Source organism: Pantanalinema rosaneae CENA516, from assembly GCF_050753385.1.
GTDB lineage: Bacteria > Cyanobacteriota > Cyanobacteriia > Leptolyngbyales > Leptolyngbyaceae > Pantanalinema > Pantanalinema rosaneae.
In genome coordinates this window covers 1-17,305 of sequence record NZ_JBLZFZ010000022.1, presented here as the reverse complement: position 1 = coordinate 17,305, position 17,305 = coordinate 1, and the positions used below count along the sequence as shown (strand labels likewise).

Here is a 17,305-nt window from a genome sequence, read left to right as displayed (position 1 = left end):
TGGAGTTATTGAATTCCTAGCCCTAAGCGATCAATTCATGAGCGGAACCGCCTGTAGAGATGGGATTTGCTCTATCTCTACAAGCGATCATAGACTTTCTTTCAGCGACTACCTGTATGACACACATAATTACAAGATTGACTCCGGAGCAAGTGGCGTTAATTCCTGAGTATTGGGCAAAATGGCAGGCGATCGCGCTATCTACCCAACCGCTTGATCACGAATTAGCTCGATCAGCGGTGAATGCTGCCTATCAAGCGATCGGTAAATCTACTCCAGAAATCGTGTTTTGTGAGAGTCCCAATGCAGTTGCAGCTACACTGAATCATTTATTGAAGCGCACCTTAAGTCGAGAAACTAAGTGGTTAGTCGATAGTTACTCCCCGGAGCAACACTCACGGGAACTGCATCAAACCTTTGGTTCGCCAATCAATCGGGTGTTAGATGAGCAACTCCATAGCTCTCTTTGGAAACAACTGAATCAACAACTCTCGGGACAGGTACAACTACAATTAGCCCTATCCCCGGCACAAGCTCGGCACTATGAACCCCAATTGTGGGAGCAACTGGCTTTGCAACCCCAACTGCGATCGTATCTTTCAACCTGTTTACGACGGGAGCCGCCCCTGTTTAATAGTATGTGGATGGATTTTGCCATCTCGGTGCTGAACTGTACCCACGATCGCGTCAAGGGCACTGCGTTCCTGGCACTTTTGCAACATTGCGGTTGGCTGTTTCCCTACGAAAAGTTATGCCTGGTGTGCGATCGCCCTCGGTTGCTATCGTTTGATGCGGAAAATCGCCTCCATGCCGAAGGGCTACCAGCGATTCAGTTTGCGGATGGCTTTAGCGTCTATGCCTATGCGGGAGTGCGACTACCTGAACAATATGGCAGACTGCATCCCCAACAATGGCGATCGCACTGGTTGCTCCAGGAAGCCAATGCCGAACTGCGACGGGTGCTTATTCAAGGCATTGGCTATGGTCGGATCTGTCAGGAATTAGAAGTGACGGAACTGGATTCCTGGCAAGAATATACGCTGCTAGAAGTCGATGTGGAGGAGGATGACGAACCCATTCTCCTGCTGAAGATGACCTGTCCCAGTACAGGCTTTATTCATGTTGCCCGCGTTCCCCCGGATAGTCTGTCTGCTAAAGAGGCAATTAGTTGGATGAATTGGGATATTGACCCAGAGGAATTTGCGGTGCAAACCTGAATACTAAATGGAAGATTGAATTATGAAGCGGACGATCGTGAGTTAGCGATCGTCCGTTCAAGCTTTAAATGGCGGTAAGAGTGGTACGGCTTGGATATAGGGCAAAAGTGGCTCAATTTCCAGGCATTGAATCATCCCTTGCGGATCAATGATTAAATCACCGAGGTAGGCAGCGGCTTGACTATGAAGGGGTGGCTCCACAAGGGTTGATGCTGACCAGGAAAACGTTTCCGTGACCCGTTCTGCAATCAAGCCAAACAGCGGCGGTGATACTGGATTGCTTGTTTCTGTTGTAACTGCTAATGGTTGGGGATCTTGGCGATCGCCCATAGGACGAACCACGATGATGCGAGTGCTGAGATGTGTTGTACAGGGTTGACCTCGAATCAGTTCTCCCAGGTCAATGACTGGTACGATCTGACCCCGATAATTAAACATGCCAGCAAGATAGCTTGGGGCATGAGCCAGCTTTTTTAGTGCTACCAGGGGGGTAATTTCGACAATATATCGGCTATCTAACGCTAAACGTTCTTCACCGACATGAACCAGAAGTAACAGCATGATTAAGCCCCATCGGCAGATCGATATTAGAGTGTGAAATCACCTTTCTAACATCAATCGTGATAACACTGAATCTTTTGACAGTAAAACTACTGATTTAACCCTACTTTACCTCGGTTTTTACTGATTACACAGTATTGATATTTCAACATGATCCAAAAGATAGCATGGATCTGCTTCGGTTCTAATGAGTTAATTGAGTATTGTTAGACAGAACGACAACTATCTTTTATGTATTTATGAAAATACTTTTTTAATTTTGAAACGTTTTAGTAAGAACTAAAAAGGAGGCAGGCATGAAGCGAGGCATTAAGATTACTCATCTCGTCCCTTTGGGATGTACGACGATCGTGCTTTTAGCGGGACTCTCTAACCTACTGGCTCAGTCAACCAATAATATGTTGATTGATTCAGTCGGCTGGGTAACGCATACTTATCAAGGTAAGTACCGATTGAAGGAATTGGAAAAACTTCTGGTTGATGCTGAAACCGGACAAAGGGGATTTATTTATACCGGGGCTGATAATTTTCTGGAGCCTTATCATCGTTCTAAAGAACAACTGGATGATAGTTTTTCGACTTTAAAGGATCAATTTGATGATCATTCAGCCCAACTTGAGCGATTACTGGTTGTGCAGAATCTGGCTAATCGAAAAATGAGTAAATTAGCCGAAATAATTCGCCTCAAACAGGCAGGTCGGGAGCAAGAAATCAGAACATTGATATTAGCTGGCGATGGTAACAAGCTGATGGATGATATTCGGAAACAGTTAGATGTCATTGCTCAGATTGAGCAGGATTTACTGGATGAACGTCAGAAAGTTGTCTCGCAAGCTCAAACCCTTTCTAACCTGGCAAGCTGGGGTAGCCTTGTGGTGGTGATTGTTGTTGGTGTAGCAATTTCGTTCGCGATCGCTCGAATTTTGCGGCGCTCATTAAATCAAGCGGTTCAGGTTGCCGAACAAGTGGCAGAGGGAGATTTGACGGCTGAAGTCGAGGTGAATTCTGAGGATGAGATTGGGAAAGTGATGGTGGCATTGCAAACGATGTCACGTAGTTTGAATACCTTAATTCGTCAGGTGCAGCAATCGGGAATTTTAGTCACCACCTCAGCGACTCAAATTGCGGCTTCTGGCAAACAATTAGATGGCACGATGACGGAGCAAGTTGCTGCTACCAATGAAGTGGTCGCGACCGCGAAACAAATTTCTGTTACCTCGGGTGAACTGGTGCGATCGATGGAAGCAGTAGCAGCCCTGTCGCAATCTACCGCCGATGTCGCCGCCAGTGGCCGCCAAGGATTGCAGCAACTTGAAGCAACCATGCGGCAATTGGCAGTCGCGACTGATGCGATCGCGGCTCGGCTGGGCACAATTAGTGAAAAGGCAAACAACATTAACAATATTGTTGTCACGATTACAAAAGTGGCGGATCAAACAAACCTATTGTCTCTCAATGCCGCGATCGAAGCCGAAAAGGCGGGAGAGTATGGCTTAGGCTTTGCGGTGGTGGCGCGGGAAATTCGGCGTTTGGCGGATCAAACGGCAATCTCTACCCTGGATATTGAACAAATGGTGAAGGAAATGCAATCTTCAGTATCCACTGGGGTAATGGAAATGGATAAGTTCTCGCGGGAGGTCGATCGCAGTGTGCAAGATGTGAATACTGTGAGCCAACAGGTGGGACAAATCATTCATCAGGTGCAGCAACTAACTCCACAGTTTGACGCGACGAATCAAGGCATGGAGGCACAGGCACAGGGGGCACAGCAGATTAGTGAAGCAATGATGCAGTTGAGTACGATCTCAAGCCAAACCGCCGATTCCTTACGGGAAATTAATCGCGCGATCGAGCAATTGAATCAAGCCGCGCAAACCCTGCGACGGGAAATCTCTCGATTTAAAGTGAGCAGTCACCCGGATGCTATGCTGCCTGCTGCACTAGAACAACCTGCTAATCTGCCCCTATTGTATCAAGCATGACTTAGAGCCAGCATCAAATGAGTTTATCCACAAACATTGATACCTGTTGGCATACGATCGGGATTACGGGCGATCGTTCCTGTCCCGAGTTATCTACCGCGATTCACTGCCGGAATTGTCCTGTCTATGCCGCGAGTGGGCGGAAGTTGTTGGAACGAGAGGCTCCAGTCGCCTATCAGCAGGAATGGACAGACTTACTCACGAGTTCCGCCTCCGGGTTGGTGGCAGGGGCACAGCAGGTCACGGATGCCACGATCGCGGTTGTGTTGTTTCGGTTGCGCCAGGAGTGGTTAGCCCTGACGGCAACTTTGTTTCAAGAAGTGACGACAGTTAGCACAATTCATACCTTGCCCCATCGCAGCAATCAGGTGCTATTGGGACTGGTGAATATTCGGGGGGAACTCCAACTCTGTGTGTCATTAGCTAATTTGTTGGGATTAGAGACGACAACCCGTTCCGAGCAAATTGTTAGTCCAGTGGTGTATCCCCGGATGGTGGTTGTGCAACGGGGCAGCGATCGCTGGGTGTTTCCAGTGGATGAATTGTATGGAGTTCATCGGATGACCTCAGCCGATCTGTATGATCCTCCGGCAAGTGTGACGAAAGCCCTGGGAACCTATACGAAACAGTTAATTCGCTGGCAGCATCATTCGGTCAGCTTTTTGGATGAGGAGTGCGTGTTTCAGGCATTGAGTCGGAGGGTTGTATAAATGGAACGACCAGATCTGAGTCAATTTTCTTTGCTGGATCTGTTTTGCCTGGAAGTGAAGGCTCAGGTGGCTACTTTAAATCAGGCGCTGTTAGCATTAGAAACCCATGTGGATCCCGTTGAACCTCTGGCATCCCTGATGCGGGCAGCCCATTCCATTAAGGGAGCCGCCCGGATCGTGCAGGTGGAAGCGGCGGTCAAAGTAGCACATTTAATGGAAGAGTGTTTTGTCGCGGTGCAGGCAGGCACGATCGAGTTGCAAGCTGATGATATTGATGCGTTGCTGCAAGGGGCTGATCTATTGTTGGCTCTGGCAGATAGCTTGACGCTCAATCCGGATGCTGTGTTTTCAGACCATGATCCGCGTATTCAGGCGTTTGTTCAGGCGATGACTGGGATTCTTACCGCTCCCCCGGTCAGGGCGGCTGACTCGATCGTTGTTCCCTCCCCCGACCCCGTTGATCCGGTGGTGGTAGCTCCTACCGTGGCAACCCTCCCCGTGGAATCGGCTCTGTTGTCATCGACCCCATTAGCATCAAGTTCTCTGCCATCGGTGACGGAACGAGTGGTGCGGGTCAGTGCAGATAATCTCAATCGGTTAATGGGGTTGGCAGGCGAATCATTGGTTGAAGCCAATTGGTTGCAACCGTTTGCCGACTCTTTATTAAAACTAAAAACTCGCCAAACGGAACTGACTCATCTATTAGAAAAACTTCAGGAATCATTATCTCAGCAATCATTGACTCAACAATCGACTGAGTTATTTAGCGCTATACAGTTAAAAGCCAATGAATGTCGGCAGGTACTGGGTGAGCGCCAAAGTGAACTCGAACAATTTTCGCGACGATCGGCAAATTTAGCGGATCGGTTGTATCGGGAAGTGATTGCCAGTCACATGCGTCCCTTTGGGGATGGGGTACAGGGATTCCCCCGTATGGTGCGTGATTTGGCGAAACAATTGGGCAAACAGGTCAAATTAGAAATTGTGGGGAAAGGGACTTCGGTCGATCGCGACATTTTAGAACGTCTGGAAAGTCCTCTAACCCACTTACTTCGTAACGCGATCGATCACGGGATTGAAACCCCAGAGGTACGATTAGCGGCGGGTAAACCCGCAATCGGCACAATTCGCTTAGAAGCCAGTCATCGGGCGGGGATGTTGTTGATTACCGTAAATGATGATGGGCGCGGCATTGATTTAGAGTTGTTGCGGCAGGATGTGGTTCGGAAACAACTGACGACCGCCGCAATGGCAGCGCAATTGACAGAACTAGAACTATTTGATTTTCTCTATCTACCGGGATTTTCGACCGCCGCGCAGGTGACAGAGATTTCAGGTCGTGGGGTAGGTCTGGATGTGGTACATAGCATTGTGCAGGAAATGGGCGGGACGCTGCGTACCCAGGCTCAAGCTGGTCAAGGTATGAGCTTTCATTTACAACTGCCGCTCACCCTGTCGGTGATTCGGACGTTGTTAGTGGAAATTGCGGGGGAACCCTACGCCTTTCCGTTGACGCGCATTGATCAGGTGGTTGTATTACCGCAAACGGACATTCAGGTTGCCGAAAATTGCCCCTATTTTCTGCTGGATCAACAGGCGATCGGGTTAGTGACGGCTGATCAAGTTCTGGGGTTGAATGCTATCCCATCTCGATCGGAACATCTGTTTGTAGTGGTGATTAGCGATCGCTTGAGTCGCTATGGGGTGATTGTCGATCGCAGTTTGGGGGAACAACGTTTAGTCGTGCGTCCGCTTGATCCACGTCTGGGCAAAGTCCCCAATATCAGTGCTGCCGCGTTAATGGACAATGCGGCTCCGGTACTGATTGTGGATGTGGAAGATTTGGTGCGATCGATCGATAATTTGCTGGCGAGTGGACAATTTAGCCAGATGGCTCCTCAAGTCGATGCGGCGATCGTCTTAGCCCACAAGCACATTCTGGTGGTCGATGATTCAATTACGGTGCGGGAGATGGAGCGTAAACTCCTGGAAAATCGAGGTTATAAAGTCGATGTGGCGGTCAATGGCATTGATGGTTGGAATGCGTTACGCACAGGCTCCTATAATTTAGTTATCACCGATATTGATATGCCCCGGATGAACGGAATCGAATTAATTAGTCAAATTCGGGCACATCCGGAGTTAAAAACCTTGCCGACTATCATCGTTTCTTACAAAGATCGAGAAACCGATCGCTTGCAAGGGCTAGAAGTGGGCGCTGACTACTACCTGACCAAAAGTAGTTTCCACGATGACACCTTCCTGCAAGCTGTGATTGATTTGATTGGAACCGCCTAATTCATCATGCTATGAGAATTGCCATTGCCAATGACGGATTAGTTGCTGCGGAAGCGTTACGCCGTGTCGTAGCAACGGTTCCAGACTATGAGTTGGCATGGATTGCCTATGATGGTATGGAAGCGGTCGTAAAGTGTGCGATCGATCCCCCGGATCTGATTTTGATGGATTTAGTCATGCCGACGCTGGATGGAGTAGAAGCGACTCGGCGGATTATGGCACAGTCTCCCTGTGCGGTATTAATGGTGACGGCAGGGGTGCATCGGCTGCGGTCAGAAATCTTTGCGGCAATGGGCTATGGGGCGTTGGATGTGGTGCATACGCCAATCCTGGGGAGCGATCGAGAGTCTGAGGGTAGTTTGAGGTTACTGGCAAAAATCGCCACGATCCGCAAGCTGTTGGGCAAGTCGCGCTGTAAGGTGACTCAATCCCCCCCACCGCCCGTTCCCTTAAGTCGCGGTTCTCGCTCATCTTCTTTAGTCGTGATCGGAGCTTCCACGGGAGGGCCCCAGGCGATCGCCACGATTCTGGCGGCACTACCAACCCATTTCCCAGCCGCGATCGTGATTGTGCAACATATTGATGCTCAGTTTGCTCCCGGATTAGCGGACTGGTTAAACCAGCAGTCTCGCTTGCCGGTACAACTGGTGACTCCGGGCTATCCGCCTCAACCGGGAAGAGTGTGGTTAGCCGGAACCGATCAACACTTGATGATGCGATCGCAGCAATTACTCAGCTATACTCCCCCCCCGCAGCACAGCATTTACCATCCGTCGATCGATGTGTTTTTTCAAAGTGTGGCACAACATTGGATCGGGCAGGGCATCGGGGTTCTCCTAACCGGAATGGGCAAAGATGGGGCAGTGGGATTAGGAGCGTTGCGATCGGCGGGTTGGCTGACGATCGCTCAGGATCAGCGAAGCTCGGTGGTCTATGGCATGCCCAAAGTTGCAGCAGAGTTGGGATCTGCATCACAGGTTTTGCCGATCCAGAACATTGGTGCCGTCTTAACTCAACGGTTAAGCTTGTCTTAAGTTAATGCAAAAATGCCTAGATTTTCATAGCCAATGCGAAAATCAGGGTAATTTGTCGGGTTGCTCTACTCAACGGGTACTTTAAAGCAATATCGTTGCCAGCGATCTACCAGACTGGGTGTACCATCAATTTTCCATGCAGATTTACAGAGTGCTAATGGGTATCAATCCGCCATCCCGATGATGATGTGAACAAATGATCTGCATTGCCAGTCTTCTGCTCTAGTGCAGTACCCGCCTTAGGTCTGTACGCTTCCTACTGTAACGCTTAGGTTGGAATTTTTAAATCAAGGAGATCTTAGCTCTATGCCGTTTCATCAGACTCATCGTTCAGCCAAACTCGTGGGTGTCCTGTGTGCCGCTGCCGCTATGCTGACCACATTGACCGTAGCGCTGCCCAGCCATGCCTTAGAATTTCCGAAAACCAGCGATCGCGGTGCTCCTGCCAGAACGGGTGGTGGTGGAGTGCGGGGAGGTGGTTGTACGGCGGCCGATCGCACGATCCTGACAGCATTAATGCCCAATAACAATATCGGCACAACAACGGCGGATAGCCCCACCTTGTTTTTCTATATCCCCAAGTTCCCCAGTAAGAATGCTGAATTGTTACTGGTGGATGAGAATGGGGATGACGTTTATCAAACCAAGGTGAAGTTACCAGAGTCCTCCGGGGTGATGCGGATTAGCTTGCCGGAGCAAACCAGTGATGGCAAACCCCTGTTAGAGGCAGGTAAGAACTATTCCTGGGCTTTTTCGATCGTCTGTGATGCCAAGGATCGGACGCGGGATCTGATTACCGAAGGACGGGTGCGGCGAGTGCCACTGAATACCGAACTGGCAACGGCACTCAAAACAGCAAATACAGATGCCTTAAAGCAAGCGGAACTGTATGCCAAGGCTGGGATCTGGCAGGAAACATTGGAACTGGCGGCTTCAATCCGGCAATCCAATCCGCAAGTCTGGCGTGATCTCCTCAAATCCGTGGGGTTAGAAAAAGTCGCGCAAGCTCAATTTGTCAAATAGTCTTCAGCAAATTGTTCCTTGATCCTGCCGGGAGGGCGTACTGTGTGGAAAACGGTTAAGCACCTGTTCTGGGAATGGCGGGGAGTGGCGATCGCGGCTCCTACTGTGACTGGAATCGTGCTGTTACTGCGAATGACTGGGCTACTGCAAGCCTGGGAATGGTCTGCCTATGACCAGTACATGCGCCTACGCCCTCAAGATCCGGTGGACGATCGCGTAGTAATCGTGGGCATTAATGAGGCAGATGTGAAAGCGATCGGGCAAGCCATTATTCCCGATCGGATTTATGCCGAACTGATCACCAAACTGAAAACGAGGGAACCTCGGGCGATCGGATTAGATGTTTATCGAGATTTGCCAGTAGAACCGGGACATGCCGCCTTAGTAGACGTATTTGAATCAACTCCCAATCTGATCGGAATTCAGAAAGTGGTGGGTGAACGCGGATGGGATGCCGTTGCCCCACCGCCTGCCCTCAAGGCGAAAGGTCAGGTAGCCGCCAATGACCTGGTTTATGATGCGGATGACCGGGTGCGACGTGGTTTTGTCTCAGTTAGCGGTGATGATGGAGAAAAGGTATATAGTTTCAGTCTATATGCGGCACTGCTGTATTTGAAACAGGAGGAGATTGCCCCTCGCAATATTGAGGATCAAGTCGATACCTGGCAATTAGGACAAACTATGTTTACGCCCTTTACCAGTTATGACGGCGGTTATGTTGCTGCCGATGCAGGGGGCTATCAACTGTTGATTAACTATCGGGGTGGCAGACGCAAGTTCCAAACGGTGTCCCTGATGGATGTGTTGGAGGATCGACTACCCGCAGATTGGGGTCGCGATCGCGTCATTCTGATTGGAGCGGTGGGTGAAAGCTTTCGGGATGTCATGTTGACTCCCTACAGTGGCAGCTTCCTCGGCTTGAGTGAGTTTATGGCGGGGGTGGAAGTTCATGCGAACCTGACCAGCCAGTTTATTAGTGCGGCGATGGATGGTCGTCCGTTGATCAAAAGTTGGTCGGAGCCGTGGGAATGGTTGTGGATTTTGGGCTGGGCAGGAGTTGGGGCAACATTGGCATGGCAAATGCGGCATGTCACCCATGCCCGGAAATACTTGATCCTGCGGATCTCCATTCCGATTCTGGCCGCGGCGGTACTTCTCAGCAGTACGTTTGCCGCGTTTGTCGCTGGTTGGTGGATTCCGATCGTGCCCGCGATGTTGGCAATGGCAGGAACGGCGGTATCGATTACGAGTTTTCTGGCTTACAGTGCTGGGAAAATTCGCAAAACCTTTGGACGCTATCTCACGGATGAAATCGTCGCTAACTTGTTAGAAAGTCCTAAAGGACTCTCGCTAGGCGGTGAACGGCGAGAAATTACGATTCTGACCTCTGATCTGCGGGGATTTACCGCCACATCAGAACGCTTGCCCCCGGAGGAAGTGATTAAGGTGATCAATTTTTATCTGGGGCACATGGCAGATATCATTACCCAATATCAGGGGACGATCGATGAGTTTATGGGGGATGGTATTCTGGTGTTGTTTGGTGCGCCGACTCAGCGATCGGATGATGCCGAACGGGCGATTGCCTGTGCCGTTGCCATGCAGTTAGCCATGACTGAGGTGAATCAGACGGTGAAAGCCTGGGGATTGGCTCCTCTGGAAATGGGGATTGGCATTAATACGGGAGAAGTGGTGGTCGGGAATATCGGTTCCGAAAAACGCACCAAGTATGGCGTGATGGGGAGTCAGGTAAACCTGACCTATCGCATTGAGTCCTACACTACTCCTGGTCAAGTGCTGATCTCGGAATCCACCTTGAAGGCAGCAGGTGCGATCGTCCAAGTGATTGACCAGAAGGAAGTCAAACCTAAAGGGGTGCAGAATCCGTTGCAAATTTATGATGTTGGTGGGATTACTGGAGCCTATAATCTTTATCTGCCCCAGGAAGAAGAAGTGTTTGTGCCCCTCCCAACGACGATTCCTGTGATCTATACCGAATTATCTGGCAAGCATGTGGGTGAAGTGATGTTGCAAGGCTGGTTAGTGCAACTATCGGCTAAAGGGGCGCTACTGAAGCTTGACGACCCTAATTCAGCAGCGCTTCCAGAGCCATTAAGTAATCTGAAACTGAATTTTTTACCCTGGGGCGATCAAACGACGAATAGTGATGATGTATATGCCAAGGTGCTCGATCGTCCCGCCGACCCGGGAGGGTGTTACATCCTCTTTACGGCAAAGCCCCCTGCTGTAGCAACGCAACTCGAAACACTGTATCAGACACTTACGGGGTGAATTTGCCAATGCTCAACTCCACTCCCTCTTAGAAACACTATGACCACACTGCTGTTTTTAGGCTCAGGTTCTGCATTTACGGTTGGTGTTGATAACTTTCACTCCAACATGCTACTGACCACTGATCAGGGCAAATCGCTGTTGATTGATTGTGGTTCCGATATTCGGTTCTCGTTACATGCGGCGGGGATGTCCTATCTGGATGTGACAGATATTTATATCAGTCATCTCCATTCCGATCATGTGGGTGGACTGGAATATGTCGGCTTTACCCGCAAATTTGACCCGCGTTGCGATCGTCCCCGGTTATACTTAAACGCTAAAATTGCGGCTGAACTGTGGGACAGGACGTTATCGGGAGGAATGCGATCGCTCCATCAAGAGATCGCCGAACTCGATACCTTTTTTGATGTCAGACCGGTAGAACAACAGGGCAGCTTTGTTTGGGAAGGGATTCGCTTCCAACTGGTGCAAATGATTCATGTCCATAATGGGGTCGATCTGATGCCCACCTATGGGCTATGGTTTGAACTGCATGGTCGCAAGATTTTTATTTCTACCGATACGCAATTATGTCTGGATCAAAATCAAGCTATTTATGAAGCGGCAGATTTGATCTTCCATGATTGTGAGATTTCCCAATTCCCCACGCCAGTTCATAGTCACTATCAGGAATTGGTGACGCTCGCCGATCACCTGCGTCAGAAAATGTGGCTCTATGGCTATCAACCAGGGGAGCTGCCGGATGCCGTTGCCGATGGATTTCAAGGGTTTGTCAAACGGGGACAGGTATTTGAGTTCTGTCCCCATTCTACGGTAGAGCCCCATCCCGCCTTAACGGTTTAGCGAACGGCAGGGAATTAACGCACATAGGCGATCGTCACGCCAGATCCTCCTTCTTCCCGGGGAGCCAATTCATAGCGATCGATCAAGGGATGCTGTTGCAGGAAGGCATGGACACCTTGCCGCAATTTGCCGGTGCCGTGACCATGAATAATCCAAACGGCTCCACCCAACGCTTCCGAGATCGCTTTTTCGATCACAGGTTCCGCATCGGCAACCCGACTCCCTCGAATATCGATCGTATTATGGGCAGTTCGCACAATTACAGGTGACGCAGGCGGAGGCGACGTTGTTCCAGCCTCTTTATGGGTGCGCTTATCCGGTTCTCCACTCACTTTACTTTTAGGTTCTGGTTTAACGGGCTTTTCTCCAGTCAACGATTCGATGTCATCCAGGGATATGGTCATTTTCATCAGCCCAAACCGCACCGTCAGTTCATGATCCTGATCGGGAGCCGTCAGCACTTCTGCCGTTTGTCCTAACCGGGGAATACGGACACGATCGCCCACTTGGGGACGAAAGCCTTTTGGTACTTGGGGTTTGGCTTGACGCGAGGGCAAATGTTGTGCCGCCAGTTGATTGATCTGCTCGGTTGCCTGTTGCGCCTCCTGGGCAGTCGGTGATCCCTTTTGTAAGTGCCGAATCACTTTAGCAATTTCGGCTTTGGCTTGGGCGATCGCCGCTTGTACTGCCTGCTCCTGTGCCACTTGCAGATCCCGTTCACGCTGCTGCAAGGTTTCGGCTTTCCGGGATACCTGCTGATGTAAGCGTTCGGCTTGTTCCAACAGTTTCGCGGCTTCCTGAGATTTGGTTTCCTGCCGACGACGTTGGGCTTCCAACCCCTCAATTACCTGATTCACCTCCTGGGAGGCTCCGCCAACATAGGTTTGCGCCTGCTCCACGATCGCCGGATCTAATCCCAGTCGTTGAGCGATCGTCAAGGCATTCGAGCGTCCCGGAATGCCCCAAAGTAAGCGATAGGTAGGACCTAGAGAAACATCATCAAATTCCACCGAGGCGTTCTCAAATCGCGGATCCTGATACTTCAATGCCTTCAGTTCGCCAAAGTGAGTCGTGGCGATCGTTAACCCGGCATGATCCGCTAGATAGTTCAATAAGGCGATCGCTAAAGCACTACCTTCCGAGGGATCCGTTCCCGCTCCGACCTCATCCAACAACACCAACGATAACGGCGACGAGCCTGGAGGAACTAAACTCACCTCCCCCATCTCCCGTCCCACCGACTCCGGTTGCAACGCCCCGAGAATCCGACTAATCCGCCGAATGTGACCCGAAAAGGTAGATAGACTTTGCTGAAGGGATTGTTCGTCTCCAATGTCTGCCAGGATTTGCTCGAACCAGGGCAATTCTACGGGTTCACGGGCAGGGACGAATAATCCCACCTTTGCCATCAGGACGGCTAAACCCAGCGTTTTGAGTGTTACCGTTTTGCCGCCGGTGTTCGGCCCCGTGATGGCTACAACGCGGATGGTGGGTTGAATCACCAGATCGATCGGAATCACCGATCGCCCCTGTTCGTGCTGTTGCTGCCAGACTAATAAGGGATGGCGAAGTTGCCGCAGGGTAATAGGTTCAGGGGCGTGATCCTCTGAGCCACCCCAGGGAATAAAGCGGGGGGGATTGGCTTCTAACCACAGGCTATAGCGAGCTCGCGCCGTTGCCAGATCGAGTGTGGTCGAGATCGCCAACAAGCGTTCCAAGTCGGTTTGAATCGCCGCGATCTTTTCCGTTAAGCCCCGCAGAATAATTTCAATTTCTGCCTGTTCCTGGCGTTCCAGTTGCCGTAACTGGTTATTTAGACTCACGGTGTTGTGAGGTTCCACGTATAAGGTGGCACCACTCATGGAAGTGTCATGCACAATGCCCGGAACGGCATCTTTTTGGGGGGCTTTAACTGGTAACACAAAGCGTCCGGCGCGTTGGGTAATCAGATGTTCCTGAATGGCATTGCCTTTTCGTTGCAAAATGCTTTGCAGCATCGTATAGATGCGATCGCGGACATGCCGTTGTTGCTCGCGAATTCCACCCAGTTTGGCACTGGCGCGATCGGTGACATCCCCTCGCTCATCAATACAGTGGTGAATTTCCTGCTCCAGTTCGGGATAAGTACGCAGGTCAGCGACTAATTCATTCAAAACCACTAATTCGGGCTGACTATCAATCACCCGCCGCAGGTGCCGCATCCCCGCCAGTGTCGTGGCAATCTCTAGTAATTCCTTACCGGACAATAAGCCCTGCCGTCCAGCCCGATCCAGGGATTCCCCAATGTCGCTAATGCCCTCAAAACTCAAGCCAGAAGACAGGCGGCTTTCCAGGTCATAGACTTCCTGGGTCTGGGCTAATAATGTCAGACTTTCCTCCGGAGCGGTGGGAATTTTTACATGTTGTGCGGCGATCGCTCCGAGTTTCGTTGCCGCAAAGGTCGAAAGATGTTGACACAACCGCGACCATTCTAAAAGTTCGAGCGTCTCTGCCTGAATCAACTTGCCCCTGCTGGTTTGACTACTCTTCTATTCTAGAAGGCGGGAGGATGAAGCAGATGGGGAGGTGGGGAGATCAGGGAGATGGGGCGGTGGGGGCGGTGGGTTAGGCACCGTTGGATACCATTGGTTTGCCGGAGCCAGCAATGACCAGGGTTTTGTGCAATTTTTTGATGGCTTGAACGGTTTGTTTGTAGTTGGCGGTATCTCCTTGCTCTTTAAATAGTTGGGCGGCTTGGCGTAAATCTTTGATTGCTTCTAACCGATGTCCAATTTTGATGCAGGCTAGTCCGCGATAGAAGTAGGCACTGGCATCCTGGGGGTTGAGGCGAATCACCTGGGTATAGTCTTGAATGGCACCCAGTTTATTCTGCATCCGGGTTCGAGCCAGCCCCCGATAAAAGTAAGCGGTCGTGTAGTCGGGATTCAGATGGATCGCGGCGGTATAGTCCTCGATCGCCCCCAGCTTATCTCCTAACTCAGACCGGATCACGCCCCGATTACAGTAAGCGATGAAGTTCTCTGGGTTGGCTTGAATCGCTAGAGTCAGGTCAGCGATCGCGGCTTGGCGATCGGCTAGATCATAATGCGCCAGTCCCCGATTGTTATAGGCAATATCGTCATTCGGGGTAATCCGTAGCACTTCGGTATAGTCAGCGATCGCGCCGGGACGATCGCCCAGATCATAACGAGTGGCGGCTCGGTGGAAATAGGCAGTTGTATCCTCGGCATCTAATTCGGGATCGTCAAACCGTTGGATTAAACCCTGAATCACTGTGGCATCGGTCGTTTTTAAGCCCACAACGGCTTCGGGAAACACCACGCTAGCGGTGGCAACGGACTGGGAACCTAAAATGGCAAAGCTGCGATCGCAGACTAAAAAGTTTTCATCCGTCCCCAGCACTTTGAACCGGAAGCGATCGGGATATTGCTTTTTCAGTTGGGTCAGTTGATTCAGGGTGGTATACAGAAAACCTTTTTCGGCGGGATCAATGGCGCGGCGGCGATCGATCGGTCGAGCGGTATGGCGACTGGTGACATCGCCCAGGTGTCCCCAACCAATATCCAGACAGCCCTGGCGATCCAAAAATTGGCGGAACTTCTGGATCATGGCATCATCTAGAGTCGCTGGACTGGGATAGGGATAAACCACGACTAAGCGAGCCTGGGTGCGATCGAGGGCTTCCTCTAACATGGCGCGGCTACCGCATCCCGTCGGAGCTGGTAGAGCAGGTGATGTCGATCGCGATCTTGCCTGCACATCAAACACTAACTCATACTTGGGCACAGGTTGGTTTGTCTGTAGCTGCTGCATCACCTCATCTAAGCGAGTCTCGATGGCAGTATCCACCTGAGTTTGCAGATCCATCAAGGCACTTTCTGTCCATTCCACTCGACCTGCCAGATATTTGACCTCATTCTGCAATGCCGCCGAGTCTAAGAGTTGCGGCAGACGGTTGACCCAATCGCGTAACTCCTGTTGCTGGCGATCGATCGTTTGATTCACCTGGTGAACGGCTGAAAGCTGCTGTTGCAGGGGCGTAAGATGGGCGGATACGATCCCTTGAATCTCGGTCTGTAACTGAGTGGGGGTGGTAGCGGTTGCTAGTTGCTCTAATCGTTGTTCCAGCGAGGCGATCGTGGCTTTTAACTCTTCAACCACCTGAGTTTCTATCGGTGACTCGGCGATCGTTTCTGTGTCCTGCCCTTCATGGGTTAGCTTGGCAGAGACGGTATCCACTTGTTTTCTCAGAATTGTGGTAGCGACTTTGAGCGGTGTCACCGATTGTTCTAAGGCACTATTTTGTTGATTCAGCTTCAAAAGTTGGGACTCTACCCGAGATAAATCTCGGCGGGAGGCGAGATCCCCAATCACACGAATTAAAGAATCGATATCCTGCTTTAACGTGGTGGCATCAAAGGGTGGGGGCAGTTTATTAAACCGCCGATTCAGTTGATCAATTTGAGCTTGCAAATCTTTGTGGTAATGCTGTTGTTGCTGGCGATCCAAAGTTTGCAGCGTGTTGCGTACCTGTGCCAGATCCGTTCTCAGGTGGGTCAGTTCATCTTCCAGGCTGCCTAACCGGGCTGCGGCTCCTAACCGATTCAGCGATTCAGTAATGCCAGCCACCGTTGCCGATAGGTGCGTGTAATGATCTTGAACCTGCTTGACCTCCTGATGCAGCAGTCGCCATTCTGGACGTGCAAATTCCCGTTGCAGATCACCCACACTTTGAGCCAGTTCTGCTAGAGCCTCTTGATTTTTAGCTAATACCGACTTGCGTAGACTTGCCAGGTCAAACACACTGGGCATTGCCTGGACTTGTTGCTGAAGGGCATTAATGTCACTCGACAACTTTTGGTTCAGTTGGGAGACTGAATTGGCGGTGGTTTCCTGGGCAGTTTCCTCAATTTGCTGGCGACTGATCAGATTTAACAGGAGTAACAAGACTGACACCGGAGCGGCAGTATATAGAAGCAAGATCTGCTGGGAAGCCAGTGCCGCTAACGAACCAATCCCTGAGCCAACTAATAAACAATACTCTGCAACATTCAACCACTTACGCTTTTTCACGGCTTCCCTTCACCACTGATGATGTAGTAGGTTCATCGGTCTATGCTTCAGGGTTTGATCGGGAGCGATCGCGCCTGTTATGACAATTTCGCCGCTAAGATGCTCCACAATACTATAGGCAGTCCGGCATAGACCTCTTTTCCCTTCTTCCAGATTTCTGGTGACGGATCAGGAAAGCCACCAAATCGGGCTACTAGCCCCCCGCGATCGCTGCTCACAGACCTCCATATCTACCCCCCCATCCCCTATCCTGTCTCTTATACACATCT

General features: G+C 50.7%; 11 protein-coding genes. 8 read left to right on the top strand and 3 right to left on the bottom strand.

Annotated features, from left to right (window positions below):
* Positions 1-116 precede the first annotated feature (116 nt).
* The gene (locus ACN4EK_RS14405; RefSeq protein WP_431658648.1) at positions 117-1,217 is read left to right on the top strand and encodes a DUF6745 domain-containing protein; all 1,101 of its coding nucleotides are present in this window, start codon (positions 117-119) and stop codon (positions 1,215-1,217) included.
* A 57-nt stretch (positions 1,218-1,274) separates the two neighbouring features.
* On the opposite strand, the gene ACN4EK_RS14400 is transcribed toward ACN4EK_RS14405, so the two are convergent.
* Positions 1,275-1,778, bottom strand: a complete 504-nt coding sequence (locus ACN4EK_RS14400; protein ID WP_431658647.1) for a chemotaxis protein CheW — start codon at positions 1,776-1,778, stop codon at positions 1,275-1,277.
* 296 nt (positions 1,779-2,074) lie between these two features.
* Here ACN4EK_RS14400 and ACN4EK_RS14395 point away from each other — a divergent pair, with 296 nt between their 5' ends.
* From ACN4EK_RS14395 to ACN4EK_RS14365, 7 genes are all read left to right on the top strand, one after another.
* The gene (locus ACN4EK_RS14395) at positions 2,075-3,760 is read left to right on the top strand and encodes a methyl-accepting chemotaxis protein (RefSeq protein WP_431658646.1); all 1,686 of its coding nucleotides are present in this window, start codon (positions 2,075-2,077) and stop codon (positions 3,758-3,760) included.
* A 17-nt stretch (positions 3,761-3,777) separates the two neighbouring features.
* Positions 3,778-4,470: a chemotaxis protein CheW gene (locus ACN4EK_RS14390; protein ID WP_431658645.1), complete on the top strand. Its 693-nt coding sequence runs from the start codon at positions 3,778-3,780 to the stop codon at positions 4,468-4,470.
* A complete protein-coding gene (locus ACN4EK_RS14385) occupies positions 4,471-6,768 on the top strand; it encodes a hybrid sensor histidine kinase/response regulator (RefSeq protein ID WP_431658643.1) in 2,298 nt (765 codons plus the stop codon).
* Positions 6,769-6,779: 11 nt separating this feature from the next.
* Positions 6,780-7,802: a chemotaxis response regulator protein-glutamate methylesterase gene (gene cheB, locus ACN4EK_RS14380; protein ID WP_431658642.1), complete on the top strand. Its 1,023-nt coding sequence runs from the start codon at positions 6,780-6,782 to the stop codon at positions 7,800-7,802.
* A gap of 306 nt (positions 7,803-8,108) precedes the next feature.
* Positions 8,109-8,825 carry a DUF928 domain-containing protein gene (locus ACN4EK_RS14375; RefSeq protein WP_431658641.1) on the top strand — a complete coding sequence of 239 codons (717 nt, stop codon included), beginning with the start codon at positions 8,109-8,111 and terminating at the stop codon, positions 8,823-8,825.
* Between the two features lie 42 nt (positions 8,826-8,867).
* Positions 8,868-11,117, top strand: a complete 2,250-nt coding sequence (locus tag ACN4EK_RS14370) for a CHASE2 domain-containing protein (RefSeq protein WP_431658639.1) — start codon at positions 8,868-8,870, stop codon at positions 11,115-11,117.
* Between the two features lie 39 nt (positions 11,118-11,156).
* Positions 11,157-11,963: an MBL fold metallo-hydrolase gene (locus ACN4EK_RS14365; protein ID WP_431658638.1), complete on the top strand. Its 807-nt coding sequence runs from the start codon at positions 11,157-11,159 to the stop codon at positions 11,961-11,963.
* A 14-nt stretch (positions 11,964-11,977) separates the two neighbouring features.
* On the opposite strand, the gene ACN4EK_RS14360 is transcribed toward ACN4EK_RS14365, so the two are convergent.
* Positions 11,978-14,464: an endonuclease MutS2 gene (locus tag ACN4EK_RS14360; protein WP_431658637.1), complete on the bottom strand. Its 2,487-nt coding sequence runs from the start codon at positions 14,462-14,464 to the stop codon at positions 11,978-11,980.
* Positions 14,465-14,567: 103 nt separating this feature from the next.
* A complete protein-coding gene (locus ACN4EK_RS14355; RefSeq protein ID WP_431658636.1) occupies positions 14,568-17,036 on the bottom strand; it encodes a tetratricopeptide repeat protein in 2,469 nt (822 codons plus the stop codon).
* Positions 17,037-17,305 lie beyond the last annotated feature (269 nt).

What these genes read in the sequence shown, in the direction of transcription:
- ACN4EK_RS14405 (WP_431658648.1), top strand. Translation starts at nt 117, where the DNA reads ATGACACACATAATTACAAGATTGACTCCGGAGCAAGTGGCGTTAATT.
- ACN4EK_RS14400 (WP_431658647.1), bottom strand. Translation starts at nt 1,778, where the DNA reads ATGCTGTTACTTCTGGTTCATGTCGGTGAAGAACGTTTAGCGTTAGAT.
- ACN4EK_RS14395 (WP_431658646.1), top strand. Translation starts at nt 2,075, where the DNA reads ATGAAGCGAGGCATTAAGATTACTCATCTCGTCCCTTTGGGATGTACG.
- ACN4EK_RS14390 (WP_431658645.1), top strand. Translation starts at nt 3,778, where the DNA reads ATGAGTTTATCCACAAACATTGATACCTGTTGGCATACGATCGGGATT.
- ACN4EK_RS14385 (WP_431658643.1), top strand. Translation starts at nt 4,471, where the DNA reads ATGGAACGACCAGATCTGAGTCAATTTTCTTTGCTGGATCTGTTTTGC.
- cheB (WP_431658642.1), top strand. Translation starts at nt 6,780, where the DNA reads ATGAGAATTGCCATTGCCAATGACGGATTAGTTGCTGCGGAAGCGTTA.
- ACN4EK_RS14375 (WP_431658641.1), top strand. Translation starts at nt 8,109, where the DNA reads ATGCCGTTTCATCAGACTCATCGTTCAGCCAAACTCGTGGGTGTCCTG.
- ACN4EK_RS14365 (WP_431658638.1), top strand. Translation starts at nt 11,157, where the DNA reads ATGACCACACTGCTGTTTTTAGGCTCAGGTTCTGCATTTACGGTTGGT.